Below are 20,475 nucleotides of genomic sequence, written 5' to 3' on the forward strand. Positions count from 1 at the left end.
GTGTTTAAAATTATATAAACAGTTAGTAATCAATTATATAATATTTTTACTATGGTTACGTTTTGTGGATAACTTTTTTTAAAATGCAATTAATATAGGATTATACTTGCTTGGGTAAAGTTAATTTAGCGTTGCACTTTGGGCTATTGATAGCAGCTCATCGCCGGAGTCTATGTCGTGGCGGAGCTGTTCCTGGTTGTTTATAGTTACCCTGAGTGCACGTAAACCTTGTACCCCCTGCATCTCTTCAATTTCCAGGAATTCTACCTCTTGCTCTATATACCCTTCGGCCTGCAGAAACTCGATGTAACGCATATATTCGTCAGCCTCTTTTTGCAGCATGTAAACAATGGCAATCATGCCGGGCTGTGTCAGGCGCTCATCTGTGCCTTTTATAGTTGCCTTGTCGAGGCGTTTTTTAATTACCTCATAGCGGATGTTATTGGCGCCTTCTACATCAAACTTTTTCTCATCCAGCCTGAACCTGATGCTGATCGGTGCGCTGTGCACCAGTATCAACTGGGTAATTTCCAGCGGAAGCTTCAGGTTTGCCCGCAGGTTATGTATGCGGCGTGCAATTTCGCAGGTAACCATAAGCTGCCATAAGCGCATGTTTTTGAGGTAGATGTGCTCAAACTGCCCGTTACTTAACAACGATGCTCCTATATAGATATTATACTCTAAACCATCAGTTCTATACTTCTCAAAATAGTGCGGGAATATTTTCTGGGCTTTTTCTTCTTCGCGGTCAAGGAAAGCAGAAATAGATTCGTTAATCATGTAAAGGCTTTCTTCGTAAGCCCGGCGCTTGTTGTAAACTACCTTGTATGGGTTATTAATGGCTTTCAGGTAAGTTTCTATCGGAAGAGCGGCTGCCTCGCTGCGCGCATTAAAATGATCGAAAAGCGGCTCCACTTCGCCCCGCAGAAAATCCAGCACCACGCCTTCGTCGCCGGAGCCAAGTTCGTTAACCAGCTTTTGCGAGAATTTATCGATCTTGAAAATGAGCTCGTCAAGTATAGATAGCGGCAAATGGTCTTTCGCAGCAAGTATAACTTCTTTAGCCAGTACCAACTGTTCAATCAGGTCGCCTTGTATGGCTCTGTTACGCTCGGTAGCCGACCCTCGGATATCCGATGCGCCGTATAGCGGGTATACATCCTTGAACACGATCGGCTCAATTTCGGAACTGATGTTGCGCTCCATTTTTTCGAGCAGGTTAATAGCAGCTTTCGTAAACCGCCACTCTACAACAGGATGTATAGCAGTATACTTTTCTTTGATGATGGTCTGGATGCTGTTGCGTAGTTCGTCGAGGCTGCGGTTCATGGCCAGGGCAAACAGCGGCAAAATCTCTTTCAGTTTAATGGTAGATAGCGCATTAAGCTCGCCGGGAATAGGGGAAGCCAGTTCCAATAGCCCAATTGTAATACCTTCATACCGGAGCGGTGCTATAATCAGGTTGCGAATGCCAGTGTCCAGTAATTTTTGCTCTATGCTGGTAGGGTCCGAGAAATATTTGAGATCTTCTACCACTATAGTATGGCCTTTCTGGATAACGGGCTGGTAAATTGAGTGACTCAGATCTTTCATTTTCAGATCGCAGGTATTGGTAAGCACCAAGCCATTCCATATTCTGCGCGCATAATTGGTGTCAAATTCCTGCAGGGCAGGGCAGGAGGCCAAACCCAGGCGAATGCCGGGCAGCTCAAAAAGCACGCGCAGTTTTTGCTGGAGGCTCAGGAAACCTTCTTCTGTGCTTACAGAGTCGCCGTCAAGCAGGTCGTAACGCAGCGATGATATAGTTTCTTCGTTAGTTACATCAGTGAAATCATAAATTGCAAAGCCAGTAAACTCAAAGTTCTGTGGTGGTAGCTTCTCCATCCAGATATCGAGGTCGTTGTAGCGGTTTATCAGGAAGTTGATTTCAGAGGGTGTTAGCTTGCTGAGTTTACCTTTTGCCTTTACTTCCATAAATTTAAGGTCTATGGTAAGTTTATAGTGGCGCTCCAGTTGTGTAAACTTGTCTTTTATGGTAAAAATGAAAGGCTCATCTACCAAAAAGTTTGCATTGTAAAATTTAGCCAGAATTAAAGTATAAGCCGAAAGCGTCTGACGGAACAACAGTGTTGTCTTGTCGATATTAAGCTTTTCTGAATAGTTCTCGCCGCCCAGCAGGCGTAGTTCTTCCAGGCGCGGGGTGGCATAAAAGCTTTCGAAATGGAAGGGCAACGCAGCGGCTTTCAAATCATTCTCCCAGAGGGCGCTCGGGAAAATATCTTCCATCAGAATATCCACCGTATCAATATGCTTTTCAATTAGAGCAGGGTTCTCAATAGGCTCCAGTAGTTCGGGGGTTTGGCGTAGTAAGCCAGCCAGCTCTTTCACACGCGCTACGTTGCAGCTTGGGCTGGTACTTACCTTGTTTTCCCAATAAGCTATCAGCGGCGACAGGCTGAAAGTGGTTTTAAACGGAAATTCTTTTACGCTCAGGGTAATGCCATCCTGGTTTGTAATGGCTACAACTGTTTCATGAAAGCTTCCTTTGTTACTCATACATGTGTTTTGTTTATACTTGACAGATAGCCACTTTTTGAGGTTATCTTTGTGGAGGGGCTTGCTGTTTATTAGCTATAATTGCTTTAAACGTGCCAGGCTTTTAAAAGATAGTGCCATTAACATTGTTGGCTTATATTTTATACTGGTTTATACGCTGTTGCAGCTATCAGAAGATAAAAATGTGTTCTCTGAATATATTTGTGGCACAATATTTATTGTCTGGAGTAGTTGTAGAACCAATATTCTTTGAAACCTATGAAAAATCTGATGAGATGGGCGCTGACGCTGGTGTTGGCAAGTATAACTTTTATGGCGCAGGCACAAACGCAATCGCAGCTGGAAAAAGACCTGGCAGATCTGCGCGCCTGGATGCGAAATAAGGCCAACCAAGGCGATAGCATTACAAGAGCCGAATGGCCTAACATAAAGCGTGAGTTTAACATCAAAACCCAGAACCTGGAGCAGGGCTCGTCTAAGTTATCGCAGCAATCAAAAGAAGAGTATAGCAGCATTAAAACCAGGTACCGTAGCTGGGAACAGCAGAATGAGGAGCGATACGGCCAGCCACTGAACCGCGAAGAGGCAGCCCGCTGGGAAAAAGAACTGACCGGTACCAATAACATTATGCACTTAAAGGCTAACCAGATGCGCCCTGCTTTTGTACAGTTTTTGGAAGCCGTGCGTGGCCAACGCAGCCGCTGGAGCCTACGCGACTGGGATTACGCCGAGCATGTATACCTGCAGCTAAGTGACCGCAAGCAGCAGGTTTTGCAGCAGATGAACAACAGCGATAAAATGAAAGTAGCCGCCCTGCAGGTAGAATTTAACACCTTGCGTAAAAGCCGCGATGCAAAAGACCTGTATGAAAATATGCGCGAAAAGCGCTAAGTTATACTTTAATAAAAAGGCCGGCAGCACATTTTGTGCTGCCGGCCTTTTTATTTAAATGGCATTTTGCCCTTTGGTACCGCCTGATTGGTCTTTTTCTTTATGGCGGCCCTGAGGACCTTTTTCTTTGTCCTGATCTTTTAAATGATGCGTCTGGTGTTTGCCAGTGTTATGTTCGGCGCTTGGTTTGTTTTTATCTTCGCGCTCTTTGTTATGTCCCTTTGTCATAGTTTTTTATAGTTTGTTTCAGATAAGCTGTACGATAGAACCTGTTTAAAGTATACCTTAAGGCTTTAATCTTATGCCACAGTAGCATGTGTAAAAGTATAGCTCCGGATGTGGAAAAACAGGTAGCTGCTTCTAACGAAAAACCCTTACTTTTGCAGCCGGCATTTACAAATAGTTTACATTATGCATATTGCAATCGTCGGCAACATTGGCGCCGGCAAAACCACCCTGGCCACCAAGCTGGCACATCATTTTAAGTGGGATTTATACTTAGAGGCGGTAGAGAATAACCCCTACCTGAAGGATTTTTATGAAGACATGGAGCGTTGGGCCTTTCACCTGCAGGTATTTTTCCTGAACAGCCGCTTTAACCAGGTGCAGCAGATCCAGGCGAATGGCAAAGACGTGATCCAGGACCGCACTATTTACGAAGATGCCCATATTTTTGCAAAAAACCTGCACCAGTCTGGCCTGATGAGCACCCGTGATTACGACAATTATTACGACCTGTTCCAGTCTATGATCAGCATGGTAAAAGCACCAGACCTGATGATTTACCTGAAGGCTGACCTGCCAAAACTTATCGGGCAGATAGAAAAGCGTAACCGTGACTACGAAAGCAGCATCAGCATTAACTACCTGCGTAACCTGAACGAACATTACAACACTTGGATGGGTAACTATGATCAGGGCAAGTTGCTGGTGATTGATGTAAATAACCTGGATTTTGTGGCTAACCCGGAAGATATGGGAAGCATTATCGAGAAAATACAAGGCGAGTTGTTCGGCCTGTTCTAGACTGCAGCCATACTTTATACTTTAAAAAGCCGTTGCTTTTCCTGTAAAAGGGAGGCAGCGGCTTTTTTAGTTTTACGTAAACATCCGTTTGTACTTGCCTTATACTTTTTAGCAATAACTTTTGGCGCTTTACAGGCAATTCAAAATTTGTTAACTTCCACAATCTATTCGTCACTAAAACATAAACCAGAATGAAACCAAGTCATTTTATTTTAGCTTCGGCAGTAGCGGCTATGGCTGCTGGTTGCACCGGCAAAAAAACAGAAGAGGCCAAAAATACAGAAACAGTTGCAACTGAAGCTACTGGCAACGACCTGCAGCAAAAACTGGATAAGTATACTTCTGTTCGGCTTACTGCGGATATGAGCAAGCTGACTGCCAAAGAGCGCCAGATGATTCCGTTACTGATCGAGGCCGGTAAAATTATGGATAAGCTTTTCTGGTACGAAGCCTATGGCAATGGCGACTCGTTGCTAGCCACGCTTGATAACGATGCCGCCAGACAATATGTAAAAATAAACTATGGCCCTTGGGACCGCCTGGATGATAACAAACCTTTTCTGCCAGGTGTAGGTGCGAAGCCTGCTGCTTCCAACTTTTATCCGCACGACATGACCAAGGAAGAGTTTGAACAGGTTAACCTGAAAGACAAAACTAGCCAGTATACGTTTGTGCGCCGCGATGCCAATGGTAAATTGATTACAGTGCCATACCATGTACAGTTTAAGGATGAAGTAAAGCGTGCATCTGATCTTTTAAAACAAGCTGCTGCCCTTGCCGATGATGCCGGCCTGAAAAAGTACCTGACCATGCGTGCCGAGGCCCTGCTTACCGATAATTACCAGCCAAGCGACCTGGCCTGGATGGATATGAAAAACAATACCATTGATGTGGTTATCGGGCCGATAGAAACCTATGAAGATGCCCTGTTTGGTTACAAAGCGGCGCACGAAGCCTATGTGCTGATAAAAGACCTTGACTGGAGCAAACGACTGGAGAAGTATGCTGCTTTTCTGCCGGAGTTGCAGCGTGGTTTGCCGGTAGGGGCTAACTATAAAAAAGAAATGCCCGGCGCTGATGCCGATCTGAATGCCTACGATGTGGTTTATTATGCCGGCGATTGCAATGCGGGCAGCAAAACCATAGCCATTAATCTGCCTAACGATGAGCAGGTACAGCTGAAGAAAGGAACACGCCGTCTGCAGCTTAAAAATGCCATGCGTGCCAAATTCGACAAGATCATGGAGCCAATTGGCGATGAACTGATCGTGGATGAACAGCAGAAGCATATCACTTTTGATGCGTTTTTTGCTACAACTATGTTCCACGAGGTGGCGCACGGGTTGGGTGTAAAAAATACCATTAATGGCAAAGGCACTGTACGCGAGGCTCTGAAAGAACATGCATCTGCTCTTGAAGAAGGGAAAGCTGATATCCTGGGCCTTTACATGATCACGCAATTACATGAGAAAGGGCAACTCGAAGGTAGCATCGAAGATTATTATACTACTTTCCTGGCCGGTATTTTCCGTTCGGTGCGTTTTGGTGCTGCAAGCGCACACGGTAAGGCCAACATGGTGCGCTTCAACTTTTTCCAGCAGAATGGTGCTTTCGAGCGCGATGAGCAGACAGGTAAGTACCGCGTAAATTATGCTAAAATGCGCAATGCCATGAACAAGCTATCCGAAACTATACTTACCCTGCAAGGCAACGGCGACTACGCCGGTGTAGGCAAACTGCTGAACGAGCAAGGCCTCATCAGCCCGCAACTGCAATCAGACCTGGACCGTTTGAGCCGCAAAAACATACCTGTAGATGTCGTGTTTGAGCAGGGCGTAGAAGTGCTTGGACTGAAGTAAAATCAATAACAACTATAACTATGAAAGCCCGGCTAAGCAGCCGGGCTTTTCTGTTTTAAGCTTGCCCCGGAAGAGGCTTTTAAAAAATTATTTTATACCTGGTTTGTGAATTTTGTAATTGATATACAGTTATATACAAAATACACTATGTAGTTTATGTAAATTCTGGCACAGCAATTGAAAATAGCCCAAACATCAGCTTTAAAGCTCAAAACAAAACTAACCGGGCAAAGCAGCTGAATGTAAAATTTAAACAATGAGGTTATGAAAAATGCCAAAACTTTTATCGCTTATTTTCTAGTGGCTGTTTTTCTTTTAGGATCAGTAGCAGCCAGTGCACAAACAACAACTAAAAAGCCAGTTAGCCGCACTGTTAAAGGTGGCGTTATAGGTGCCGTGGTAGGCGGTGTGGCTGGTGGTTTTATCGGTAAGAAAAAGAAGAATACTGCCGCTGGTGCTATTATTGGTGCAGCCGTGGGTGGTGCTGCCGGCGCCGTTATTGGCCGCTACATGGATAAGCAAGCTGAAGAATTGCAGCGGGAACTGGCTAACGCCAAGGTAGAGCGTGTTGGAGAGGGAATCAAGATCACGTTCGACTCCGGTATCCTGTTCGAGACAAACTCAGACCAGGTTAGCTACGCAGCCCAGAGCAATATTGCAGATCTGTCTAAAACGCTGAATAAGTATAAAGACACCAACGTGATGGTAGAAGGCCACACCGATGCAAGAGGTAACGCTGCGTACAACCAGTCGCTTTCTGAGCGCAGAGCCAGTTCGGTTTACCAGCAGATTACTTCAAACGGCGTAGCATCTACCAGAATTACTACCCAGGGTTTCGGTGAATCTATGCCAATAGCCAGCAACGCTACCACTTCTGGTATGCAGCAGAACCGCCGTGTAGAAGTAGCTATTTTTGCCAACGAAAAGCTGAAGAAAGCTGCCGAGAAAGGTCAGATCTAAGCTATATTTAAGTATAATAATTTTGTAAAAACGGCCATGCCTTGAGGTATGGCCGTTTTTATTTTATTTATTTAAGTGTACCCTTTGTTATCTTGCTGTTATCAAATTATTTAGAAACTAATTGCGTTGTATTAGAGTATCTATGTTTTCTAACTAATTAACAACCAATTAATTAAAATTTAATTTTTTTATGAAAAGCTTTTATGATTTCAACAGAGACAACCCACAGGAGCGACAGGAACGCAATAATCTATACCCAGAGCTGGCAAAATTCCATATTGCACTACGCGAAGAATTAAGCGAAGAAGAGTATCAGCAATTTTTTAAATCAGAACAGGAAAGTATAAAACCAACCTTTTTACAAAACCCCACTAATACGCGCCAATGGATCTCTGTATAAAGCATTATAACATCACTCATTAAAAAAGGTAAACCACAACAAACGGTTTACCTTTTTTAATGCCATTGCTTTTTATGGATTATGATACAGGGTGTTCGGTGGTTTTAAGAAATTTAATGGCAGGTACGGCTTTGGTAAGTATAAAAATAAAGAAGCCTTTTACCAATATGCCGGAAGTTGGGTTATAAGCTGTTCCTTCGGTAGTAGTTAAGTATAAAGTAAGTATAATATCTAATGCCAAAAGCCCGATCATAGAGTAGAGTGCCACCAGGTATAATCGCTTAATGCCAAATGCCAACCCGATGTATAGTATACCAGCTGCAATGCTGGCAGGGCCGGCAGTAAGTGCTTTCAGAATATCGAGGTTTACGAAGCCAGCCAGCAGCCCGATTGCCAGGTTAAGTATACCCAGAAATAACGCCAGGTGGAAAGCGGATTTTACCCGCTGCAACGGATCTGTTGCACTACCGGGCAGGGGAGTCCCGTTCAGCAATACTTCCAGCTCCTGGGATACGCCGCCGGTCAGTCTTATCTGCAACAAATCGCCATTGGGCAATGTGATCGACCTGCCCTCCTTTAACTGTTGCTGGTTATCTATAACCCCTAATGGCTCCCCGTTCCAGCTCAGGGTCATGTTTTTCCAGTTAAATTTCCACTGCAGGGTTAACGTATTATCAGTGTCGATGTGGTAGGTTTTGGCAGGCATTGGTAATGTATAAAAAGGTTTATTTGAATGGAGTTAAGCTTGATCGAGCATTTTCAGTATTAATGCGGCGCCTTCCTCTCCCACTAATGAGCCAATGGCAACGCCCATACCACCCATGCGCACGGCACAGCAAACGCGCCCTGACACCGACTGAACTATAGTTGTTTTTTCAGGCCCTAAGCCCATAATGCCGCTCCAGCGCTGCTCAATCTCAAAAGGTGTATCCGGAAGTATAACTTCTCTTAAAAGCTCCTCCAGTTTATCCTGAACAAGGCCAGTAAGTTCAAACTCAGTAGTTTCTTCGGTTTTAAAATCAAGGTTACGGCCGCCTCCAAACAAAACCCGGTCACCAATATTCCGGAAATAAAAATACCCGCGATCAAAATGGAAAGTGCCTTTGATTTTTAGACCATGTATGGGTTTTGTGATGAGAACCTGCGCGCGGGCGGGTACAACTTGTAACTCAGGCAGCAAATTCCGGGCAAAACCATTGGTAGCCACCAGCGCCGATTTTGCTTCAACGGTTATACTCTGGGTTGTTTCGGCCGCTATACTTTTGCCGTTATCGTGCAGCTTTAAGATTTCCAGGCCATTTAGTACCAATACACCCAATGCCTGTACTTTCTGCGTCAGCGCCAGAATCATTTTGCCGGTGTCTATCTGGCCCTCCGCTACGTTTTCAATTAAATGCTGCACTTGCTGGAGCCCGAACCGGTTTATCTTTTCATCTGCCGGAGTATAGGTTTGGCGCAGGCCGGTTATACTTGCCAGTTGTTTGTTCAGGTAATATAGTTTATCAGAACAAGCTTCGTAAAGTGGTGCAGTATCAAAAAGTTCGTAGCCGCCCCATTGATGAAAATCTATAGTTGCATCGCCGAGGTTCTGGCGCAGGCGCTGCAGGCCACGCCACCTTCGTTCTACAAGGCTGAATACCTGCTCTTCGGTATGGTGGCTAAGGTCGTCTAGTAATTCTGACGGGCTGCCAAAACAAGCAAAGCCAGCATTTTTAGAGCTGGCGCCGGTTGGCAAAAGCCCGCGCTCGGCCACCATTACTTTCAGGTTTGGTTGTGTCGTTTTCAGGTGCAGTGCGGCGCTCAGGCCCACAATGCCGCTACCAACTATAAGCACATCCAGGTTACTGAAGTATGTTTCTTTTTCCCAGAAGCTGAGCTGCATGGTTTACTCGTCTACGCGGTAGTAAGGGTGGTCGTAAGTGCGGGCAGCTGCCTCATCTATCAGGGCATAATCCGTAAGCATGATTTCGCGCTCGCCGCTGTTGGTTGCTTTTACAAAAAGGCCTTCCGGGGTTTCGTAAATGGCATAATTGTGCATGCCAAAAGGATATAAATTATTGCTTTTAAGTACTTTGGCGGTTGTTAATTCCACCTGTTTTCCTTCGGAGGTGGTTACAATATAGAGGTTCTTATTCGTTGTCATGCGGTACAATCTCCTATAATATCGTCCAAGATAGCACTTATCTCCGAAGCATGGCTTAAAACCATCATGTGCCCGGCATTTTTTATTTTAATGATGTTTGGATGTTCCCGAAGCGGCAGGATATGGTCGGAGGTTCCATGGATCATGGTTACATGTTCGTAATGGTCTGGCTGGTGCCAGTTCAGCAGCTGCCCGATAGCCCAGCGCAAAAAATGTGGCTCCGTTTCCATAATCACTTCTTTTAAAAGCACCTTTTCGGCTTCGGTGGCGGCACCAAAAAGCATGGGGGCCACAAAATGGAACCGTTTCATTAACGAAACTGGTATGATCTGGTGCAGTTGCAAACCTCCCATAACGTGGTAGTACCAAGGTAGGTGTTTGCTGCTGGCCATGCTGGAGATAAGTATAGTTTGGCGCGGGTGCAGAAAACGGGACAGCTCAATGGCAACTATACCACCAAAAGACATGCCTACAAGTATGGGATCGGGTTCGGTGATCTGCTCGGCCAGCCTTCTGGCATATTTTTGCAAAGGCTCGTTTTTTTCGGGCTGAATCCAGCGCACGAACACGCGGTTCTTACACTTGATGTGCAAAAACTGGAACATCCGTTCATCCGCTCCCAAACCACTTATGAAGTATACTGTAGTCATGATTTTAATACCGACCCTGGCAGACTATACGATAAGTTGCAGGACGAAAGATAATTTATGCTGCGCTTTAAACTGACAGAAGTATAAGATTACGCTCCCGGCATTTTCAGATAAGAGCTATAACTAACCCTTTTGGATACCCCGAATAAAGGTTAACTCCTACAGGCTGTATTACTCTTCCAGGCTCCTGAACTTACTCCCGAAGAAGTAATAAACCGGTATCCCCAGGCCAACTATAATCAGACCTGGCCAGGTAAAATTAGGCTTATATATGAGCAGGATAATGCAGATAGCCGAAGCCAGCATAATATACATAGCCGGGAGGACAGGATATCCGAACGCTTTGTAAGGCCTTGGCAGATCAGGGCGCTTTTTACGAAGTATAAATATGCCTAAAATGGTCATGATGTAAAACAGCATCACTGCAAAAATTACATAATCGAGCAGGTCACCGTAAGTACCCGACAGGCAAAGTATACAGGCCCAGGCGCATTGCAACCACAAAGCAGCACCAGGCACTCCGTTTTTATTCAGGCGGCCCATGCGCTCAAAGAACAGGCCGTCTTTAGCAATAGCGTAATAAACGCGTGCGCCCGCAAGTATGGCTCCGTTGTAGCAGCCAAAAGTAGAAACCATAATAAGCAAAGCAATTGCTACGGTTGCCTTGTAGCCTCCGATAACTTCTGCAACAGCAGTGGCTACACGGTCGTTGCTGGCATACTTTATACCCAGGCTCATCACATCAGTGCCGGCAGGGTCGCCGTTTAGTGGCAGCACCAGTAAGTATACCAGGTTAATAAGCAGGTAAATGCCCGTAACGATAGCCGAACCTATAACCATACTTAGCACAATAGTACGCTTCGGATTCACAATTTCATCACCGGCAAAACCAATATTATTCCACGAGTCGGAGGAGAAGAGGGAGCCCACCATCGCAATGCCTATCGCCGTAATAAATGCCCAGCCGGTAGGAGGGAAGTTGCCAGAACCGGTTGCAGCTGCGTTTGAACCCCAGAAATCGGAGAAGTTTGCTTCTATAGCAGTATCGTTTATACCGAACAGGAGACCAAAAATGATCAGGCCAAACAGGGCAATCAGTTTTGTGCTGCCAAAAATGTTCTGAATCAGTTTCCCGCTTTTAACGCCTCCTGCATTAATGTATGTAAGCAATATAATACTGCTAATAGCCAGCAGTTGCACAGATGTAAAGTTTATAGGGCCAACTGAAAAAAGTATGTTAGACTCACTGAACCACGGGAAAATAACGCCTGTAAAACGGGCAAATGCTACAGCTACCGCTGCAATTACTCCTGTCTGTATTACCAGAAAAAGCGTCCAGCCATACAGGAAAGCCACCATTTTGTTGTAAGCTTCTTTTAAATACACATACTGCCCACCTACTTTGGGGAACATAGAAGAGAGCTCTCCATAACTTAAAGCACCTACTATGGTCAGGAAACCTGTAAGCAGCCATACCAGCAACATGTTACCTGGTGTAGCTACCGTGCGCGAAATATCTGCGGAAACTATAAAAATGCCCGAACCGATCATGCCGCCGGTCACGATCATAATAGCATCGAAGAGCGTGATCTCGCGCTTAAAAGCCGGAGAAGCTTCTTTTTCCTCAGAAGTCTTTATTCGATCGGTATGTTGCATGGATGCAGGTGGCTTATTTTAGGAAAGTGAAGTGTAATGTATACTAATTTTTTTAGATACAACAAAAATACGGCTTCTATAGTTAGGCAGTTCTTCAAATCAATAAGATTTATATATAACTATAAGTGCTGTAGATTTGTACTTTTTGGCTAAAAAATATGCTGGTAGTTTGTCCGGAATACTTGGCTGTTCACGGATATTTAAAAGCTGTTGGTATAAAACAGTAGCTGTTATTGCAACAGTACCTTGCAATGCAAAGTACATTGTAATATCTTTGAAACATCAAATAACAGTTTTACCATTTAAAGTTTAAAACCATGAAAATTCTAGTTCTTCTTTCAGCTTCATTATTCGGTTTCGGTGTTGCTATGCAAAATACTGCAAACGAAACTAAAAAATCAGTTACAAATACAGCAGCGGTTATGCCAGCCATAGAGCAACCGGTTATGAATGTATTGCTTGACACAGTAGAGATAACAGCTGCTGCACCAGTAGCGCATGCAGCCAGTTCTGCAAATGAAGGCGTGTTACTGGATACTGTTGAAATTGTAGTTTCTGCTCCTCAGGCAATAGCCGCCAACCTGCACTAAGCACTTTGGCGGTTGCCGCCGGGCATGGTACATTGTTGTAACCAGTTAATTGCTTCTTCCCTATTAAAAAAATTACGCATCATCAGCTCGGGTGATACACGTTCTATAAGGTCACGGGCTGATAAGCGGCTGAAAATGTTTTGAGAATAAACGTGTGCCAGATACTTCAGGCCAGCCGCCCTTACCTTGGGCAACCATTCAAATTCAAGCCAGTCGTTCGCATCCTGCCAGTCGCCGGTAACTTCGGTTTTATCATTGAGCAGTTTTGGGCAGGAGTGCTCCTGAATTAGTTGCAGGTATGCTATGGCAGCCGTTACTACTTCATCAGCTGTAATATGTCCGTGCCATTTTGCTTCAATGTAATCAGGCTGGTACGATATGTTTACAAATACATTGCCCTGCTGGTTTTTCAGTTCTAGAGCTGTCTTATTAATATTTTGAGCAGAATTTCTGTTTGCCTCCACAAATTGCATACTTACTCCTTTTTTTCCTTTACCTCATCGCTGACACAACCTGAAGTATAACTACAAGGCTGCCAGATATAGCAAGATAAGCTGATTTAGGCGTATTCTTTAGTGCTGATGACTATTTTGAGTAAATGCCGGGTTTGATATGGTGAAAGCTGTTTCCTCCGTTGCAGCCTGGTGAAAAACTTAGTCTAAAATGCGAAGTGCAGCTGCATGTGCCTGCACTGGGTCTGATTCCATTACAGGGCCCTCAAGCCAGGCCTCAATCTGTTGCCCCTGCTGCAATTGCCCCAGCCTCATGTTATCGCCTTTCTGGTTTTGTATAAGTGTAGTGTTGTCTATTCGGAGATTTGCTTTTCTGAATTTTGTGCTGTCTGTATCGGCAGCCTCTACTAAAACCATGGTTATAGAATTGTCTTTTTTTGCAGCTGCTTTTTTAAAAGTAGTAATGCTGCCCCGGATATCAGGTGTAGTATCCGGCAATTTATCAGGCTCTTCTGCGCCGCACCCCCCAAGTATAAATAAACTAAATAGTACCGGTATAAACTTTAATCTATAGTTGATTTTCATGGTTTAGTCTTCTAGCGTTCTGTTTAAGAACTCCTGTAATGGTTTAACGGTTTCGAAATAAGGTAGTAACCTGGCTTTAAAATCAGGGCTGCAAACCTCTTCGTCTGAAAAATGATGTAATGCTGCATAGCTTTTATACTTTAGCAGCGGCAATGCCGGATGGTCTTTTTTATAGCCTTTAGGTACGCCTCGTAATGCCTTACCCTGCAAATCGCCATAGCTGGCTCTGAAAACTGGGTCGTTTAAGATAGCTTCCAGCTCACCTGGGTTGTAGTCAATTTCCTGCCGTACCTTTTCGAGGCGCTCTGGCCTTGGGTTAGGCATACCGCCGCCTACTCTTGACCTGTTGCCGGGCTCCAGTACCAGAATATAATTCGAATACGCAGAATGCCGGCCGCCCGGAGATATGCCCGCTCCAAACCGTCCTTTATAAGGCGCCTCTCCCTTTTTAGAAAAATCATTTTTATTTATCCTGAAAAGGCATTCTGCCGGCGAAACCTTGTGCAATGCCGGATCTATACCTTTAAGCTCATCTAATGTAAAAGCTACCAGTTCTGTAAAATACTGTTTTGCCTGCAGGTACCCGTCGCGGTTCTCATCCATCCAGGTTTTGCTGTTATTTGCCTGCAAGCCCCGCAGAAAATTAAGTATAAAGGGTGTATTCATTAGTTTAATCAGAAGTCAGGGCCGGATCGATTTTTTACCTGTATACAACGAAACAAATAAAGCATTATTTAGCGCGCTACGGGCCCGAACTATAATACTACATAACAAAGCCCCGTGTTGCAACTGGTTTGCTGCTACACGGGGCTTTTTAAAAAGTGAAGTATAAAATGAGTTATGCAACGCGCATCAGCGGGTCGTCGGATAAGGCTTTGCGAATATTTGCTTCGGAAGTATAGTATGATAAAAAATCGCCTTTGCGGCAGGTGGCAGTGCGCGGCTCCTGCATCAATATAACCTTTGATCGTTTGCCTACAGTTATCAAGCCAATGCCTCTTCGTTTGCAAACGGTGTTTAAATAATCAGCCAGTGCGTTATTCCGGAAAGTAAGACTGCTGATGGAAATACCCAGCCACTGATCATTAGCAGGTAATTTTTTTAATACACTTACTAAGTATTCAATTTTGCGCTGGAGATAGCGGTTTTTTAAATAGGTGTGAAGTATAAAGCCGGTTATGCCGGCAAACAGTGCTACAGGTAGTGCAAACCCTATACCTATTACTGGTTTTATAAGCAGAAAAAAGCCTGCAAATAAAGCAAAGGCCGTAAGAAAACGTAGTTTTCCTAAACCGGTTTTTTTGTAGCTAATAAGCAAAGAGGCTAATTTATCTGAGTTGCCGGTATGCAGCGATGCAGTAAATACGGGGTGTTCTGTATGCGTGAAAACGAACAGGCCATCAGCTTCTGCTGCGTTTTTGCTTATTTCAGCTTTACTTACCAGCACATTCGATACCTTATAAGCTTGGGTGTAATACGCTTTAAGGTAATCGAACGCGAAATCCTCAATTCTGCTTTCTCGTTGTTTTTGCATACTTTTTAAAGTAAGGCTGAACGTAATGGGCAAAGTGTACTTTTAGAATTTTAGCCTATTTAAGCTAAAGATGTAATATAAATTCTGACATTACTTTATAAGGTTATAGTATGCAACCTCTGGTTTAGTAAGCAAAATTATCTTAACAACTTACAAATATATATAATGGTATCGTGATTTTAAGATATTAAAAGCAAGAAATATATTTATACTTATTATGCACTCACAAAATTTTGAAATAGCATTGTATAAGGAAACTTTACAGGCTAAGTACGACCTGAAAAGTCCTTCGGATTTTGAGGAAAATATAAGAGTGGATTAAGATTTGTGGCTGCTGTTTGTCTGGTAGTTTAATCTTTATGTCTGGGCTGGCCACACTGGTTTAGTATTGCTCACGCAGTTTTAATAGATTTACAAGTATAAGTATGCTTCTCAATTTATAGCCCTGATGTATATCATACTATGAAAAAATCATCTTCTGTTATCTGCCGCCTGCTGGCCTTTATTGGTTTGGCAATTTCTCCGCTGAGTGTGCAGGCACAGGCTCCCATAAAGCCATCTGCCGCTAAGGTATTACAGGATCTTAAAAAGCTGAATGTGCTGGGGTCGGCGCTTTACATTGCCGCTCACCCCGATGATGAAAATACACGCCTGATTGCTTACCTGGGCAACGAAAAACTATACAATACCGCTTATTTATCGGTTACGCGTGGCGATGGCGGGCAAAACCTGATAGGACCCGAGATACGCGAAGGCCTGGGCATAATAAGAACACAGGAGTTGCTGCAGGCCCGTAGAACCGATGGCGGTAAACAGTTTTTTACCCGTGCCAATGACTTTGGCTTTTCTAAAAATCCGCAGGAAACATTTACCATCTGGGACAAAGAGCAGGTGCTGGCCGATATGGTATGGGTTATCCGGAAGTTCAGGCCAGATGTATTGATCACACGCTTCTCGCCCAATCCCAGCGAAACACACGGCCACCACACCGCCTCCGCTATACTTGCCGGTGAAGCATTCGTTGCAGCCGCTGACCCCAAGCGCTTTCCGGAGCAGTTAAAGTTCGTGGAAGTATGGCAACCAAAGCGCCTGCTTTGGAACACTGGAGTCTGGTCATTCAGAAACCAGAAAGAATTTGACGACTATGGCTCTAACCTCCTGAAAATAGATGTGGGCAACTATAACCCATTATTGGGTAAATCTTATGGCGAAATTGCAGCCGAAAGCCGCAGCATGCACAAGAGCCAGGGCTTTGGTGCCAGCGGCTCTCGTGGCAGCGCTATCGAGTACCTGGAGCATACCAAAGGCGAAAAAGCAAAAGCAGAGCTGTTTGACGGCATTAACACAAGCTGGAGCCGTGTAAAAGGCGGCGAAAAAATTGAGAAGTTATTGCAAAAAGCGATCAGGGAATTTAAACCGGAAGAGCCTGCTGCTGTAGTTCCTACCTTATTGTTAGCTAAAAAAGAGCTGGATAAACTGCCTGCCAGCTACTGGAAAACCACGAAGCTGAACGAAATGCAGGAAGTAGTGAAAAATGCGATGGGTTTATACTTAGAAGTAGCCGCTACAGATTTTGCAGCCACGCCCGGGCAGCAGGTAACGCTGCAGGTAGAAGCTATTAACCGTTCTAAAGTGCCTGTAACCCTGCAAAGTATAAACTATACTTTCGCATCTAAAGACAGCACGCTTAACAGCCAGTTGCAGAACAATATCGGTTTAAAGTATAGCACTACTGCAAAACTGCCGGAGAGCATGCCGTACACACAGCCTTACTGGCTTCGCAAAGCAGGTACGCTGGGTATGTTTGCTATCGAAAACCAGCAGGAGGTAGGTTTGCCTGAGAATATGCCGGCAGCGCCGGTACAATTTAACCTGCTTATCGCTGGCCAGCCCTTCACTTTTACAGAACCGGTTATTTACAAGCGCACCGATCCGGTAGATGGGGAAGTATACCGCCCATTTGAGGTAACGCCGCCTGTATTCGTGAACATCGCTGAGAAAGTATACATGTTTGCCGACCAGGAACCAAAACAGGTGCAGGTGCTGGTAAAATCAGGCAAGGCAGGTGTAGCAGGCAGCCTGTCGCTGCAATTGCCACAAGGCTGGCGCTCTGAGCCTGCAAGCACTGCTTTCAACCTCAAAGCAAAAGGTGCCGAGCAGGTTTTCTTATTTACCGTGCATCCGCCAAAAGGCCAGCAGGAAGTGCAGTTAAAAGCAATTGCCGTTGTAGATGGTAAAACATATTCCAAAGGCGTAAATACGATCCAATACAGCCATATTCCAGCCCAGACCACCTTTCCGGATGCCACTGCTAAAGCCGTGAAACTCGACCTGAAAAAGAATGGCGAAAAAATAGGCTATGTAATGGGAGCCGGCGATGAGTTACCCATCAGTCTGCAGCAAATTGGCTACCAGGTTACGGTGCTGAAAGATGCCGACATGACGCCTAACCGACTAAAGCAGTTTGATGCCATCATACTTGGCGTAAGAGCTTATAATACCATTGATCGCCTGAAATACCACCAGGCCAAGCTGCTGGATTACGTAGAGAATGGCGGCAACCTGATTGTGCAGTACAATACCAACCATGCGCTTGTGATGCCTGAAGTCGGACCTTACCCGCTTAAACTGTCGCGCGACCGCGTTACGGTTGAAGATGCCCAGGTCCGTTTTCTGCGGCCAAGCCACCCGGTATTACAATCGCCAAACAAAATAACTTCCAAAGATTTTGAAGGATGGGTGCAGGAGCGCGGTTTATACTTCCCGAACGAGTGGAGCAAAGAGTATGCGGCCATACTTTCGTCTAACGACCCGGGCGAGCCTGCCCGCGATGGAGGCCTGCTGATCGCGCCTTATGGAAAAGGTAACTATATCTACACTGGTTATGCGTGGTTCAGGCAGTTGCCGGCTGGTGTGCCGGGCGCTTACAGGCTTTTTGCAAATCTTATTTCACTCGGCAAAAACACACCATCCAAAACAAGCAGTACGCAACCGGCAGTAAAGGCTGCGCAGGTTAATTAACACGGCTGCCTGAGTTTATACTTCACCCGAACTATGAAAGAGCACATCGCTAAAAACGCTGAGAAGGAGACAGAATCACCCCCTTTTTTTAAAACATGGAGTGGGATGTACTGGTTAGTGCTGGGCAATCTCGGATTCCTGATCGTTTTATTTTACATCATCACAAAGCTGTACGAATGAGTGTATTAGATTGGATTGTACTGCTTGGTACGTTAGGCTTTATTGTGATTTACGGTGTCTGGAAAACGCGGGGCAGCAAAGATATTGAAGGCTACCTGAAAGGCGATAACAGCATGAAATGGTGGACCATCGGGCTCTCGATTATGGCAACGCAGGCCAGCGCCATTACTTTTCTTTCTACGCCCGGGCAAGCCTACGAAGACGGAATGCGCTTTGTGCAGTTCTACTTTGGCTTACCGATAGCCATGGTTATTATCTCCATTACCGTAATTCCTATTTTTTACCGGTTGAATGTATACACCGCGTACGAATTCCTGGAAAATCGTTTCGACCTGAAAACGCGTTCTCTGGCAGCCTTGCTTTTTCTGGTGCAGCGTGGTTTGGCAGCAGGTATAACTATTTATGCGCCGGCCATTATACTTTCTACTATACTTGGCTGGAACCTGACCATTACCAATATTTTTATCGGTGTGCTGGTGATCATTTATACTATGTCGGGAGGTACAAAAGCGGTGAGCGTAACGCAGAAACAGCAGATGGCCGTGATGATGGGAGGGATGCTGATTGCCGGTTTTATGGTGGTGCATTACCTGCCTGCCGACGTAAGCTTTGGCGATGCCGTAGCTGTGGCCGGTAAAATGGGTAAAATGAATGTGGTAGATTTCTCCTGGGATTGGCAAACAAGCTGGGACGACCGCTATAACTTCTGGTCGGGCATGACGGGTGGCTTGTTCCTGGCGCTCTCATACTTTGGTACCGACCAAAGCCAGGTTTCACGTTATCTGTCTGGTAAATCGGTTGCCGAAAGCAGGCTGGGTTTGCTGTTTAATGGTTTGCTAAAGATACCTATGCAGTTCATGATCCTATTTATTGGTGTAATGGTGTTTGTTTTTTACCAGTTTAACCAGCCACCTGTATTTTTTAATGAGGCTATCAAAAGCAAAGTGCAAACCTCGGCCTATGCCGGAGAAATGCGCCAGCTAGAAGAAAAACATACTTCTGTTTTCGGGCAAAAGCAGGAAGCTGTAAAAGGATTGGTAACCGCCCTTCGCACAGATGATGCTGTTGCCATTGCCGCAGCCGAAAGCAACGTAAATTCGCTTACGGCTGCCACCAAAGAAGTACGAAACGAAGTAAAAGCGCTGATAGCAAAAGCGGCGCCTGATGCCGAAACCCGGGATACGGATTATGTTTTCATTTCATTTGTGATGAAATACCTGCCCGAGGGTTTAGTAGGCTTGTTGCTGGCTGTAATTTTTTGTGCAGCCATGTCATCCGTATCTTCCGAATTAAATGCGCTGGCCTCTACCACAGTAGTTGATATTTACAAGCGTACTATAAATCCCAGCGGCACCGACCATCATTACCTGAATGCTTCTAAGCTATTTACTGTAGCCTGGGGCATTACAGCTATACTTTTTGCCACCTTCGCGTCTATGTTAGATAACCTGATTCAGGCGGTAAACATCATCGGCTCTATCTTTTATGGTACCATCCTGGGTATTTTCCTGGTAGCATTTTACTTTAAATACATCAGGGGGCATGCTGTTTTTATAGCCGCGTTGCTTGCCGAAGCCGTGGTGCTGTATTGCTTCCTTTACACTGATATAGCCTTCCTGTGGTTTAATGTGATTGGCTGTGGCCTGGTTATAGTGTTTGGTTTTATAGCGCAGGCCATAATAGGGGAGAAGACTAAAGGCGTGCAGGATTTCTAAGTATAATGAGGCATTGCTGTATCATGCTATTCCATACTTTTACATCAAGGGATTATGGATGAGCTACATCAGTGTTGCCAATAAATTCTATTTGGTCGCTTGCTCAAGTCACACTCATTCAACTTTGTAGGTAAGTAATCCAAAAATAAATGAAGAAACTTTCTATCACTTTTTCACTGCTTACTGGACTTTGCATAGCCATCGCTTACAAAATAAAGGATGACTATTTCTATTTACCCTATCCTAATGCCATTGAG

The 20,475-nt window shown here is 44.8% G+C and carries 19 protein-coding genes; 8 read left to right on the plus strand and 11 right to left on the minus strand.

Annotated elements, in window-relative coordinates; genetic code table 11:
• Nucleotides 1–120: 120 nt before the first annotated feature.
• Nucleotides 121–2,556 carry a GAF domain-containing protein gene (locus LWP20_RS04845; protein ID WP_242926981.1) on the minus strand — a complete coding sequence of 812 codons (2,436 nt, stop codon included), beginning with the start codon at nucleotides 2,554–2,556 and terminating at the stop codon, nucleotides 121–123.
• A 258-nt stretch (nucleotides 2,557–2,814) separates the two neighbouring features.
• Here LWP20_RS04845 and LWP20_RS04850 point away from each other — a divergent pair, with 258 nt between their 5' ends.
• Nucleotides 2,815–3,447, plus strand: coding sequence for a DUF6565 domain-containing protein (locus tag LWP20_RS04850; protein WP_242926982.1), 633 nt, complete (start codon nucleotides 2,815–2,817; stop codon nucleotides 3,445–3,447).
• Between the two features lie 54 nt (nucleotides 3,448–3,501).
• Here LWP20_RS04850 and LWP20_RS04855 read toward each other — a convergent pair whose 3' ends face one another.
• Complete coding sequence (locus LWP20_RS04855) at nucleotides 3,502–3,675, minus strand: hypothetical protein (RefSeq protein ID WP_242926983.1); 174 nt, start codon at nucleotides 3,673–3,675, stop codon at nucleotides 3,502–3,504.
• 183 nt (nucleotides 3,676–3,858) lie between these two features.
• Between LWP20_RS04855 and LWP20_RS04860 the strand changes: the two genes are divergently transcribed.
• The 4 genes from LWP20_RS04860 (at nucleotide 3,859) to LWP20_RS04875 (ending at nucleotide 7,692) form a co-directional block, all read left to right on the plus strand.
• Nucleotides 3,859–4,473: a deoxynucleoside kinase gene (locus LWP20_RS04860; protein WP_242926984.1), complete on the plus strand. Its 615-nt coding sequence runs from the start codon at nucleotides 3,859–3,861 to the stop codon at nucleotides 4,471–4,473.
• A 191-nt stretch (nucleotides 4,474–4,664) separates the two neighbouring features.
• Complete coding sequence (locus tag LWP20_RS04865) at nucleotides 4,665–6,332, plus strand: DUF8614 domain-containing protein (RefSeq protein WP_242926985.1); 1,668 nt, start codon at nucleotides 4,665–4,667, stop codon at nucleotides 6,330–6,332.
• 264 nt (nucleotides 6,333–6,596) lie between these two features.
• Nucleotides 6,597–7,292 carry a YiaD family glycine zipper/OmpA-like lipoprotein gene (locus LWP20_RS04870; RefSeq protein ID WP_242926986.1) on the plus strand — a complete coding sequence of 232 codons (696 nt, stop codon included), beginning with the start codon at nucleotides 6,597–6,599 and terminating at the stop codon, nucleotides 7,290–7,292.
• A gap of 190 nt (nucleotides 7,293–7,482) precedes the next feature.
• Nucleotides 7,483–7,692 (plus strand): hypothetical protein, encoded by a 210-nt coding sequence (locus tag LWP20_RS04875; protein ID WP_242926987.1) that lies wholly within the window; start codon nucleotides 7,483–7,485, stop codon nucleotides 7,690–7,692.
• A 79-nt stretch (nucleotides 7,693–7,771) separates the two neighbouring features.
• On the opposite strand, the gene LWP20_RS04880 is transcribed toward LWP20_RS04875, so the two are convergent.
• The 5 genes from LWP20_RS04880 to LWP20_RS04900 all read right to left on the minus strand — a co-directional run bounded on the left by LWP20_RS04880 (nucleotide 7,772) and on the right by LWP20_RS04900 (nucleotide 12,141).
• Nucleotides 7,772–8,398: a hypothetical protein gene (locus LWP20_RS04880; RefSeq protein WP_242926988.1), complete on the minus strand. Its 627-nt coding sequence runs from the start codon at nucleotides 8,396–8,398 to the stop codon at nucleotides 7,772–7,774.
• A gap of 33 nt (nucleotides 8,399–8,431) precedes the next feature.
• The gene (locus tag LWP20_RS04885) at nucleotides 8,432–9,574 is read right to left on the minus strand and encodes an NAD(P)/FAD-dependent oxidoreductase (protein ID WP_242926989.1); all 1,143 of its coding nucleotides are present in this window, start codon (nucleotides 9,572–9,574) and stop codon (nucleotides 8,432–8,434) included.
• A gap of 3 nt (nucleotides 9,575–9,577) precedes the next feature.
• Nucleotides 9,578–9,835, minus strand: a complete 258-nt coding sequence (locus tag LWP20_RS04890) for a hypothetical protein (RefSeq protein WP_242926990.1) — start codon at nucleotides 9,833–9,835, stop codon at nucleotides 9,578–9,580.
• The gene (locus LWP20_RS04895; protein WP_242926991.1) at nucleotides 9,832–10,485 is read right to left on the minus strand and encodes an alpha/beta hydrolase; all 654 of its coding nucleotides are present in this window, start codon (nucleotides 10,483–10,485) and stop codon (nucleotides 9,832–9,834) included. The genes LWP20_RS04890 and LWP20_RS04895 overlap by 4 nt, the downstream gene beginning before the upstream one ends.
• Nucleotides 10,486–10,656: 171 nt before the next feature.
• On the minus strand, nucleotides 10,657–12,141 hold the full coding sequence (locus LWP20_RS04900) for an APC family permease (RefSeq protein ID WP_242926992.1): 1,485 nt from the start codon (nucleotides 12,139–12,141) through the stop codon (nucleotides 10,657–10,659).
• 317 nt (nucleotides 12,142–12,458) lie between these two features.
• Between LWP20_RS04900 and LWP20_RS04905 the strand changes: the two genes are divergently transcribed.
• The gene (locus LWP20_RS04905) at nucleotides 12,459–12,731 is read left to right on the plus strand and encodes a hypothetical protein (RefSeq protein WP_242926993.1); all 273 of its coding nucleotides are present in this window, start codon (nucleotides 12,459–12,461) and stop codon (nucleotides 12,729–12,731) included.
• On the opposite strand, the gene LWP20_RS04910 is transcribed toward LWP20_RS04905, so the two are convergent.
• The 4 genes from LWP20_RS04910 to LWP20_RS04925 form a co-directional block, all read right to left on the minus strand.
• Nucleotides 12,728–13,204, minus strand: a complete 477-nt coding sequence (locus LWP20_RS04910; protein ID WP_242926994.1) for a hypothetical protein — start codon at nucleotides 13,202–13,204, stop codon at nucleotides 12,728–12,730. The genes LWP20_RS04905 and LWP20_RS04910 overlap by 4 nt on opposite strands.
• Before the next feature lie 180 nt (nucleotides 13,205–13,384).
• A complete protein-coding gene (locus tag LWP20_RS04915) occupies nucleotides 13,385–13,768 on the minus strand; it encodes a DUF3221 domain-containing protein (protein ID WP_242926995.1) in 384 nt (127 codons plus the stop codon).
• A gap of 3 nt (nucleotides 13,769–13,771) precedes the next feature.
• Nucleotides 13,772–14,434: a DUF2461 domain-containing protein gene (locus tag LWP20_RS04920; protein WP_242926996.1), complete on the minus strand. Its 663-nt coding sequence runs from the start codon at nucleotides 14,432–14,434 to the stop codon at nucleotides 13,772–13,774.
• Nucleotides 14,435–14,606: 172 nt separating this feature from the next.
• Nucleotides 14,607–15,302 carry a hypothetical protein gene (locus tag LWP20_RS04925; protein ID WP_242926997.1) on the minus strand — a complete coding sequence of 232 codons (696 nt, stop codon included), beginning with the start codon at nucleotides 15,300–15,302 and terminating at the stop codon, nucleotides 14,607–14,609.
• Nucleotides 15,303–15,764: 462 nt separating this feature from the next.
• On the opposite strand from LWP20_RS04925, the gene LWP20_RS04930 reads away from it, so the two are divergent.
• A complete protein-coding gene (locus LWP20_RS04930) occupies nucleotides 15,765–18,323 on the plus strand; it encodes a PIG-L family deacetylase (protein WP_242926998.1) in 2,559 nt (852 codons plus the stop codon).
• A gap of 176 nt (nucleotides 18,324–18,499) precedes the next feature.
• A complete protein-coding gene (locus tag LWP20_RS04935) occupies nucleotides 18,500–20,218 on the plus strand; it encodes a sodium:solute symporter family protein (RefSeq protein ID WP_242926999.1) in 1,719 nt (572 codons plus the stop codon).
• The last annotated feature ends 257 nt before the right edge of the window (nucleotides 20,219–20,475 follow it).

This window comes from Pontibacter vulgaris, assembly GCF_022758145.1.
Classification (GTDB): Bacteria; Bacteroidota; Bacteroidia; order Cytophagales; family Hymenobacteraceae; genus Pontibacter; species Pontibacter vulgaris.